Source organism: Candidatus Binataceae bacterium (assembly GCA_035508495.1).
Classification (GTDB): domain Bacteria; phylum Desulfobacterota; class Binatia; order Binatales; family Binataceae; genus JASHPB01.
This window is the reverse complement of sequence record DATJMX010000005.1, coordinates 1-9,499: the sequence shown is the minus strand read 5'-3', so window position 1 is coordinate 9,499 and position 9,499 is coordinate 1. Positions and strand designations below refer to the sequence as shown.

Here is a 9,499-nt window from a genome sequence, read left to right as displayed (position 1 = left end):
TTTGCTGCCTTGACTGAGATTCCCGCGACCGCCTAGAATCTACCTGTTATGTTTCGAAATCTGCTCCCCGGACTGCTCCTTAGCCTGGCCCTTACGAGGGCCCACGCCGGGCGCGCGTCGGAGCAGGCCTGAAAGGCCACTAAATCTGACTCAAACGCCCCGGGCGGTGGGCCGACCAAGCCGCCCGGGGCGTTTTCTTTTTGACCACGGGCGCACGTCGATCCACCATAGCCTGGGCCATTAGGGAGAAGGGCATATGACGATGGCGAACGCGCAGGCAGATGATTCCGATCACGTAAGAATCTTCGACACCACGCTCCGCGACGGCGAGCAGTCGCCTGGATGCACGATGAACGTCGAGGAGAAGCTTGCGCTCGCCCGTCAGCTCGAACGGCTCAACGTCGATGTGATCGAGGCCGGCTTCGCGGCTTCATCCGAAGGCGATTTCGAATCCGTCAACCGCGTCGCGCAGACCGTCAAGGATCCGGTCGTGCTGAGCCTCTCGCGCACTCGCGAAGAGGACGTCGATCGCGCGCTCAAGTCGGTCGACAAGGCCGCACGCCCCGGGATTCACATCTTCATCGCGACTTCCGATATCCACCTCAAGTACAAGCTCAACATGAATCGCGAGGACGTGCTTGACGCCGCGACCTGGGCCGTCGCCCGCGCCAAGAAGCATCTCGACTATATCGAGTTCAGTTGCGAGGACGCCTCGCGCTCGGACTGGGACTACATGGCGAAGGTCTGCGCCGAGGTGATTCGCGCCGGCGCCACCGTGATCAATCTTCCCGACACTACCGGTCACGCGATTCCCGAGGAATATGGCAGGATGTTCACCTACCTGCGCGAGAACGTCCCGGGCGCCGACAAGGTCATCTGGAGCGCGCACTGCCACAATGACCTGGGCCTCGCGGTCGCGAACTCGCTCGCGGGCGTGCGCAACGGCGTGCGCCAGATCGAATGCACCATCAACGGCATCGGCGAGCGCGCGGGCAACTGCTCGATGGAAGAGGTCGTGATGGCGATGAAGACGCGCAAGGATCTGATGGGCATCCAGTCCCGCGTCGTCACGCAGCAGATCTACCCGGCCTCGCGCCTGCTCTCGCAAATCATCGGCCAGTCGGTACCCGCCAACAAGCCGATCGTCGGCGACAATGCGTTCGCGCACGAGGCCGGAATCCACCAGGACGGCGTGCTCAAGTACAAGCTGACCTACGAGATCATGAAGCCCGAGGACATCGGCATCCCCTCGAACAAGCTGGTCTTGGGCAAGCATTCGGGGCGCCACGCCTTCATCGATCGCCTGAAGCAGCTCGGCGTCGCGACCGAAGCCGTCGATATCAACAAGGCCTTCGCCGAGTTCAAGGCGCTGTGCGACAAGAAAAAGGTCGTCTACGACGACGACATCCTGGCGCTCGTCAACGAAGAAGTGCGCCGCACCAGCGACGATATCGAGCTCATCGATCTCACCGTCACCTCGTCGAGCCGCAACACGCCTCACGCCGAAGTGACTCTCCGCATCGATGGCGAGGAGCGCCGCGCCAACGGCGAAGGCGACGGAATGGTGGACGCCTGCTACAAGGCGATCTACAAAATCGCCGGGATGACGCCGGTCCTCGAGCGCTACGCAGTGAAGGCAATCACCGGCGGCACCGACGCTCTTGGCGAAGTGAGCTGCCTTGTGCGCGACAACGGGATGACGGTCGCCGGCCAGGGCGCCCACAGCGACATCGTGATGGCGTCGGCGCTGGCGCTGGTCAACGCACTCAATCGCCTCAAGGCGCGCAAGGAGATGCCGCTGAAGCCGACCACCGACGTGCCGTAACAGTGCGCGGCTCTTGCCGCAACACTTCGGTTGGGTTAATTGCTAGGTGGCATCGGCATTTGAGAATTTATTCGTATAGCGCCTGGCGCATATTGCAATCGCGCGCATGCAGCGTAGCTCATTCTAGCAGTGCGCGGGCGCGCATTTCTTCACCGCCCAGCAATCGAGGTAATCAATTCTGATGTAAGCAGGGGCGCCCAATCGCCGCTGCATCCACATCGTAAGAGATCCCGTTCGTAATGGCCTACAAGATTCTAGTTCTGAAGGGCGACGGCATCGGACCCGAAGTCGTCAGCGAGGCATTGCAGGTCCTCAAGGTGATCGCGCGTCTGTCTGCGATCGATCTGGAGTTCAAGGAGGGCCTGATAGGCGGGCATGCGCTCGATCAGTTTGGCGTGCCGCTTCCCGACGACGTTCTGAAGTCCGCGCAAGATAGCGATGCGATCCTGCTCGGCGCCGTCGGCGGTCCGAAATGGGACAACCCCACAGCAGACAAGCGGCCCGAGCAGGCGCTGCTCGGACTGCGCAAGGCGCTGGGGCTGTTCGCGAATGTGCGCCCAGTCAAGGCGGTGAAGGATCTCATCGGATCGTCGCCGATCAAGTCCGACATCATCTCGGCCGTCGATCTGGTTGTTATCCGCGAGCTGACCGGCGGTATTTACTATGGCAAGCCGAGCGAAAGGCGCGCAGGCAAGGACGGCCGCGAGGCAGTCGACACCTGCCCCTACAGCGAAGTGGAAATCACGCGCGTGCTGAAATTCGGCTTCGAGCTGGCACGCGAGCGCCGCAAGAAACTCACCTCGGTCGATAAGGCCAACGTGCTTTCGACCTCGCGGCTCTGGCGTGAAATCGCGACCGAGCTCAGCACGCAGTACAAAGACGTCGCGTTCGAGAGCCAGCTTGTCGATTCGATGGCGATGCACCTGATTCGGCGCCCGAAAGACTTTGACGTGATCGTGACCGAGAATATGTTCGGCGACATCCTTACCGACGAAGCGTCGGTACTGGCGGGCTCGATGGGTCTGCTGCCGTCCGCATCGCTCGGCGAAGATGTCAACGGCGCCGGTTATCGCGTCGGGCTCTACGAGCCGATCCACGGCAGCGCACCTGATATCGCGGGCCGCGACGAGGCCAATCCGCTGGCGGCCATCCTCTCCGGTGCGATGCTGCTCGAGCATTCGCTGGGCTTGCGCTCCGAAGCCGAGATAATCACGAAAGCTGTCGAAGATGTCATCCACGATGGGCATCGCACGCGCGACTTGGGCGGTAGCGCCGGCACCAAGTTCATCGGCTGCAAGGCGATGGGCCGCCTGGTCCGCGAGAAAATCGAAAGCGCAGAGGCCTAGATGGCTGAAAACCGCGATCCGAGCGTGGCGATTGTCGGCGCCACCGGCATCGTCGGAAATCAGCTTATCGAGCTGATCGGCGCGCGCGGTATCGCGCTCGGCGAGCTGAAACTCTTCGCCACCGAATCCGGCGCGGCTGGAACCGTGTCAGGTGTCGGTGAGGAATCGCTGGTCGAAGTCCTGACTTCGCCCGAGGATTTGCGCGGCTTCGACATCGTGTTTCTCGCCCTGCCCGCTCCGCGCGCCGCAGAGATCGTCGCAGCCAACCCCGGACCCAAGCTCATCGATCTGAGCGCCGCGACTCAGCAGCCTTCCGAAGTCGCGCTCTTCGCTCCCGGGCTGACGCCCCGCGCGCAGATCGAAGCACGGCGAAGTGAAACCGTTTTTGCCGTGCCGCATCCGGTGGCGCATACGCTCGCGATCTGTCTGAGCGCGGTCGGCTCGCTCGCGAGATCGATCGGCGCAACCGCGATGATCGGCGCGAGCGGTGCGGGCAAACTCGGCATCGAAGCAACGGTCAAGCAGACCACCGATCTGCTCGGCGCACAGCTCGATCTCGAAGACGAAGAGACGCAGCGCGGCTTCAATATTTTCATGCGCGAGTCCGAGCGCGCGCTGGCGGCCGCGATTTCGGCGCAGACCGCGGCATTGTGCAGCGGAGCGCCGCTGATCGCGCTCCAGATCGTTGCTGTGCCGGTGCTGCACGGCACCGGGCTCACGATCGAGATCCCGTCGGAGGGCGACGGCGATGCGCTGATCGAGCATCTGCGCGCCGCGCCCGGCCTCCTGGTTCAGGAGGCGGGCGAGCCGCTTGCCGTTATCGATGCGGTCGGCCAGGAAGCGATCATCGTCAGCGTTGACCGCGTGCCGGGTGGTATCGCGATTTGGTGCGTGTTCGACAATGCGCGGCTGGCCGCGCTTGACGCACTGTGGATCGCGGAATCACTCGCGCTCAATCCCGCGACGCTCGCCTGACACGGCGCGCGCGCGTCGCTCCAAATGCTCGTCAAGCTGACACTCGAATACGAGGGCACCAATTATTCGGGATGGCAGCTTCAAGCGAAGCACGACACCATCCAGGGACGAATTGAAAAGGCGCTGGCCCAGATTTTCTCGACGCCCGTGCGGGTTCACGGCTCCGGCCGCACCGACACCGGAGTACATGCACGCGGCCAGGTCGCGGCGATCACGATCCCGCGGCCGTTCGATCTCGAGCGCCTCAAGATCGCGCTCAACTCGATGCTACCCCGCGATATCGTTGTGTTAGCAGCGGAGCCCGCACCCGAAGGTTTCAATCCACGCCGTTCTGCCCGCTCGCGCGTCTACGAATATCGCGTGTTGAATCGCCTCGCGCCGTCCGTCTTCGAGCGCCGCTTTACCTGGCACGTGCGCGATCCGCTGAGTCTGCGCGCGATGAACGCGGCGGCGCGAGTCTTCGTCGGTGAGCACGATTTCGTCGCGTTCCGCAAAGTCGGCTCGGCCGAGAAAAGCACGGTGCGCAAGGTGACGCATAGCCGCTGGAGCACCGGCGGCGAGTTGCTGACGTATCGAATCGAGGCCAACAGCTACCTGCGTCACCAGGTGCGCACGATGGTCGCAGCGATGGTCGATTGCGGCAGCGGCAAGCTCGAGGCCGGCGACGTGGCTGCCATTCTCGAAAGCCGCGATCGCGGACGTGCGCCAGCCTCGGCGCCGCCGCAGGGTCTCTTCCTGGTCGAAGTGCGCTATGGCCCCTGACCTGACGGCGTTTTTCGCGCTGCAAGGCCTGAAACCGCGACCAGACAACAGGTTCAGGCGCACATTGTTCAAAAACATTCGCGATCCTTGGGAAAAATCGCGATTTTCGCGCGAAGGTGTCTTGAATTATCGGCGCCACTCGGTCACGCTCTTTTGCAGCCCGCTGAGCGGGCTCGCAAGGAGGAGGATGATGACGCAGTCGCAGGTAGCAACTCACATCGCTGACAAAACTGGAATCAACAAGAAACAAGCGAAGCAGGTGCTCGAAGAGATCAACTTGCTCGTGGTGCGCGAGCTCAAGAAGGAAGGCTCGCTGCGCATCGCGGGGCTCGGGATCTTCCGCAAGCGCAAGACCAAGGCGCGCATGGGGCGCAATCCCGCCACCGGCCAGGAGATCAAGATCCCGGCGCGCACGCGCCTGCGTTTCACGGCCGCCAAAGCGCTCAAGGATTCCGTTCTCGGCACGAAGTAATCAGTTTGAATGTCTGACGAACCGCGAGCCGGGCGATGCCCGTCACTCGCGGTTTGTCTTTTTGCCGCGCGCCGCGCGGACCCGTTCCAGGTAGTCGCGGATTCTCAGCTCATAGCCGCGATCGCTCGGCTGATAGTAGATTTTCTCGCCAAGCTGCTCGGGAAAATACTGCTGCTCGTTGATCGCGCCGGCGTCTTCATGCGGATAGCGATAGTCTTTGCCGTAGCCCATCGCTTTCATCATCCCGGTCGGAGCGTTACGCAAATGAAGCGGGACGGGAAGCGCATCGTGAGCGCGAACGTCGGCGCGCGCACGATTCATTGCTACGTACGAGGCGTTCGACTTCGGCGCGCCGGCCAGATACGTCACGCCCTGTGCCAGCGGGATCACGCCCTCCGGCAGACCGACGAAGTCGACTGCTTCTTTGACCGCGAGCGCGATCTGGAGCGCGCGCGGGTCGGCGTTGCCAACATCCTCTGACGCGAAGATCACCATCCGCCGCGCGATGAAGAGCGCGTCCTCGCCCGCATCGATCATGCGCATCATCCAGTAGAGCGCCGCGTCAGGATCGCTGCCGCGCATGCTCTTGATGAACGCCGAGATAACGTTGTAGTGCTCCTCACCCGCACGATCGTAGAGCAACGCCTTCTGCTGCGAGGCCTCGCGCACCATCTCCGGCGTGAGCTCGGAGATGCCAACGTTCTGTGCGAGCTCGGCCGCGATCTCGAGCGTGCCGAGCGCGCGCCGCGCGTCGCCGCTTGCATAGCGAACAATCTCGTCCATCGCGCCGTGCCCGAGCGTGAGACCCGACGCGCCGAGTCCGCGCTGATCGTCATGCAGCGCGCGAGTGACGAGCGTCGCGATGTTCTCCTCGGTGAGAGGATTCAGCACGAGGAGCCGCACGCGCGAGAGCAGCGGCGAGATGACTTCGAATGACGGATTTTCCGTCGTCGCACCGATCAGTGTGATGAGCCCGCTCTCGACGTGAGGTAGCGTCGCGTCCTGCTGCGCGCGGTTCCAGCGATGAATTTCGTCGATGAAAAGCACGGTGCGCTTTCCCGCTTCGAGATCGCGGCGCGCCGCCTCGACCGCCTCGCGCAGATCGGCCACGCCGCCAGTCACGGCCGCGATCGCGCGAAAAACGGCGCCCGATTGCTGCGCAAGCAGGATCGCGAGCGTGGTCTTGCCCGCACCCGGCGGCCCCCACAGGACCATCGAATGCAGCACGCCCGCCGCAACCATCTGGTTGAGAATTTTTCCCGGGCCGAGCAGGTGCTCCTGGCCGACGACTTCGTCGAGCCGGCGCGGACGCATCCGGTCTGCAAGCGGCTGGCTCATCGGCGTCCTCGGCGCGAAGAGCGTGGGAGAAGTATCGGCTTTGCGCCGGGCCATGGCGGTAAGCTAGCACAGCACCCTCAATCAGGCTCACGGCGTCCGTTGAAGATCGCGGGCACCTGATCTAGCGTTGGCGTGGGCTGGACAGGAGCCGGCACCACTTATGATCGTCGGAATCGATATTGGCGGCTCGACCACCGATGCCGTCATCCTCAAAAATGGCGGTATCCACGTTGTAACGATCGAGGCCAACGACCCGGTTGCCGCGGCGGCCGGATCGCTCGGCAAGCTCGTCACCGACTTCGGCATCAAGCTCGACCAGGTCGAACGAATCGCCGCGACCGGCGCGGGAGCGCGCGTGTTGAGCGATACGCTGTTCGGCCGACCCGTGGTCAAGGTCAACGAGTTCACCGCGATCGGAATCGGCGGCACTTCGCTCGCGAGCACCAAGAGCGCGCTGGTCGTTTCGCTCGGCACTGGCACCGCGATGGTGTCGGTCACTGAGGACAAGATCGAGCACTTCAGCGGCACCGGAGTCGGCGGCGGCACGCTGCTCGGCCTCGCGAAGCATATGCTCGGCGTCTCAACGATCGAGCGACTCGAGGCAATGGCTAAGAAGGGTGATCTGCGCCGCGTCGATCTGACGGTGCGCGATATCGCAGGCGGATCGATCGGCGACCTGCCGCCATCGACCACGGCTGCCAACTTCGGCAAGATCAGCGCCGACGCAACGCCCGAGGACAAGGCGCTCGCGATAATGAACATGATCGTCGAGTCGATTGGCGTGCTGGCGATGGCCAGTGCACGCGCGTGCAACCAGGACAATATCGTTCTCACCGGCAAGCTCTCGCGCCTGTTCAGCTTCGTGCAGGGTGTGAAGAAACTGAGCTTCCCGTTCGGGCGCCGCTTCGTTATCCCGGAGCATGCCGACTATGCAACCGCGATCGGCGCGGCGCGCCATGTACTTCACATCTGAGCGGCACGCCGTCTCGCATTTTTGTCGATTGATGCTATAGAGGGGCATCTCATAGATCCTGGCATCGGAGGGACCGCGATGAGCACCTCTCCCCGTCACATCCTCGACGGCTACAAGGTTCTGGATTTCACGCAAATCGTTGCGGGGCCGACCTGCACGCTGATGATGGCCGAGATGGGCGCCGACGTGATCAAAGTCGAGATGGCGCCTGGGGGTGATCCCGCGCGCGGCGGCCCGATGGTTGTCAACGGGCGGAGCGGGTACTTCGTCCAGCACAATCGTGGCAAGAAAGGGATCTGCGTTGACCTGAAGACGCCCGAAGGCTTTGCGATCATCAAAGACCTCGTCGCGCAGGCTGATGTGCTGGTCGAGAACTTCGCACCCGGCGTGATCGGCCGCTTGGGCTTCGGCTACGACGCGGTGAAGGCGATCAATCCGAAAATCGTGATGTGCTCGATTTCCGCATTTGGGCAAACAGGTCCGCTCGCGCACGAACCGGGCTTCGATTTTCTGGGCGCCTCGTACGCGGGAATCGTTTCGATGGGCGGCGAAAAGGACGGCGCGCCTTACGTCGCGATGAGCGCGATCGGCGACGTCAGCACCGGGGTCCATGCGATGGGCGCAGTCTGCGCGGCGCTGCTTCACCGCGAGCGCACGGGACGCGGCCAGTATCTCGATCTCGCTCTGCTCGACACTTATTTCCATTATCACGAGGCCGGCGTCGAAACGTTCAGCTTGAGCAAGGGCGAAGTCGTGCCGACGCGCTCGGGATTGCATTCGTGGTACGCGGTTCCAGCCGGAATCTTCAAGGCGAAGGATCGCTACATCTTCATCATCGGCCCACTTGACCATCAGTTTGCAGGACTCTGCAAGGCGATGGGGCAACCCGAGCTGGCGCAGGATCCGCGCTTCAGCGTCAACGCGGCGCGGCTCGAGAATCTCAAGGAATTGGTCGCGATCATCGAGGCGTGGTTCCAATCGATGCCGAGCGACGATGCCTCGATGGCGGCGATGAAGGAGTACCGCGTGCCGCATGCACCGGTGCTGTCGATCGCGGAAGCCGTTGCGCATCCGCATCTGCAGCAGCGCGGAACGGTTCGCACCGTGCACGATCGGATTCTCGGCGACTTCCAGGTTCCGGGCTTTGCCCTCCGATTTTCCGAGTTTCCAAAGCGGCTCGATCTCGAAGCGCCGCTGCTCGGTGAGCACAATGAAGAAGTGCTCACCAACTATATCGGCTACTCACGCGACCAGGTTCAAGAATTGCAGAAGAAGGGGATCCTGCGCAGCGGTCCGGTCTAAGACCGCCTGATTCGACGACGGCGGCACGGTAGTATGCGTCCTGAAAGAGGAGGGACGCATGGCATCCGATGCGCATCAGTCAGTGATTCGCGGCGCGCCAACGCTAAGTGACATCCGCGCCGCGGCGAAGAGAATCACGCCGTACGTGCGGCGCACGCCAATGATCTCGTGCGCTCCCGTTCAGAGCCATCGCGAGATCGCCGCCTCGCTTTGGCTCAGGCTCGAGTGCTTGCAGGTCGTAGGCTCGTTCAAGCCGCGCGGTGCGATTAACAAATTGTTTTCACTGCCCGATCGATCGTCGGTGCGAAGACTAATCACGGCGTCGGGCGGAAATCACGGTCTGGGTGTCGCGTATGCCGCGACAGTCGCAAATGTGCCGTCGACGATCTATGTGCCCACCACGACGCCCGCGGCGAAAATCAAAAAGCTGAAGCGCTGGAACGCCGACGTGATCGTCTCCGGCGATTCCTGGGATGACAGCAATCGGCTCGCGCTCGATGCGGCCG

9 protein-coding genes are annotated in these 9,499 nt (G+C 62.8%); 8 read left to right on the top strand and 1 reads right to left on the bottom strand.

Annotation, left to right across the window (positions count from 1 at the left end; genetic code table 11):
* Positions 1-262: 262 nt before the first annotated feature.
* The 5 genes from VMA09_02175 (at position 263) to VMA09_02155 (ending at position 5,380) form a co-directional block, all read left to right on the top strand.
* Positions 263-1,825 carry a 2-isopropylmalate synthase gene (locus VMA09_02175; GenBank protein ID HUA32385.1) on the top strand — a complete coding sequence of 521 codons (1,563 nt, stop codon included), beginning with the start codon at positions 263-265 and terminating at the stop codon, positions 1,823-1,825.
* 239 nt (positions 1,826-2,064) lie between these two features.
* Positions 2,065-3,171 (top strand): 3-isopropylmalate dehydrogenase, encoded by a 1,107-nt coding sequence (leuB, locus tag VMA09_02170; GenBank protein ID HUA32384.1) that lies wholly within the window; start codon positions 2,065-2,067, stop codon positions 3,169-3,171.
* Entirely contained in the window at positions 3,172-4,146 is a 975-nt protein-coding gene (locus tag VMA09_02165; GenBank protein ID HUA32383.1) for a hypothetical protein, read from the top strand.
* Positions 4,147-4,170: 24 nt separating this feature from the next.
* On the top strand, positions 4,171-4,908 hold the full coding sequence (truA, locus tag VMA09_02160; protein HUA32382.1) for a tRNA pseudouridine(38-40) synthase TruA: 738 nt from the start codon (positions 4,171-4,173) through the stop codon (positions 4,906-4,908).
* Positions 4,909-5,098: 190 nt separating this feature from the next.
* On the top strand, positions 5,099-5,380 hold the full coding sequence (locus VMA09_02155) for an HU family DNA-binding protein (protein ID HUA32381.1): 282 nt from the start codon (positions 5,099-5,101) through the stop codon (positions 5,378-5,380).
* A gap of 42 nt (positions 5,381-5,422) precedes the next feature.
* Here VMA09_02155 and VMA09_02150 read toward each other — a convergent pair whose 3' ends face one another.
* Positions 5,423-6,772, bottom strand: a complete 1,350-nt coding sequence (locus VMA09_02150; protein ID HUA32380.1) for a replication-associated recombination protein A — start codon at positions 6,770-6,772, stop codon at positions 5,423-5,425.
* 106 nt (positions 6,773-6,878) lie between these two features.
* Here VMA09_02150 and VMA09_02145 point away from each other — a divergent pair, with 106 nt between their 5' ends.
* From VMA09_02145 to VMA09_02135, 3 genes are all read left to right on the top strand, one after another.
* Entirely contained in the window at positions 6,879-7,691 is an 813-nt protein-coding gene (locus VMA09_02145; GenBank protein HUA32379.1) for a hypothetical protein, read from the top strand.
* A 78-nt stretch (positions 7,692-7,769) separates the two neighbouring features.
* Complete coding sequence (locus VMA09_02140; GenBank protein ID HUA32378.1) at positions 7,770-8,993, top strand: CoA transferase; 1,224 nt, start codon at positions 7,770-7,772, stop codon at positions 8,991-8,993.
* Positions 8,994-9,051: 58 nt separating this feature from the next.
* Positions 9,052-9,499, top strand: a 448-nt coding sequence (locus VMA09_02135; GenBank protein ID HUA32377.1) for a pyridoxal-phosphate dependent enzyme, incomplete at its 3' end; no start/stop codon positions are given.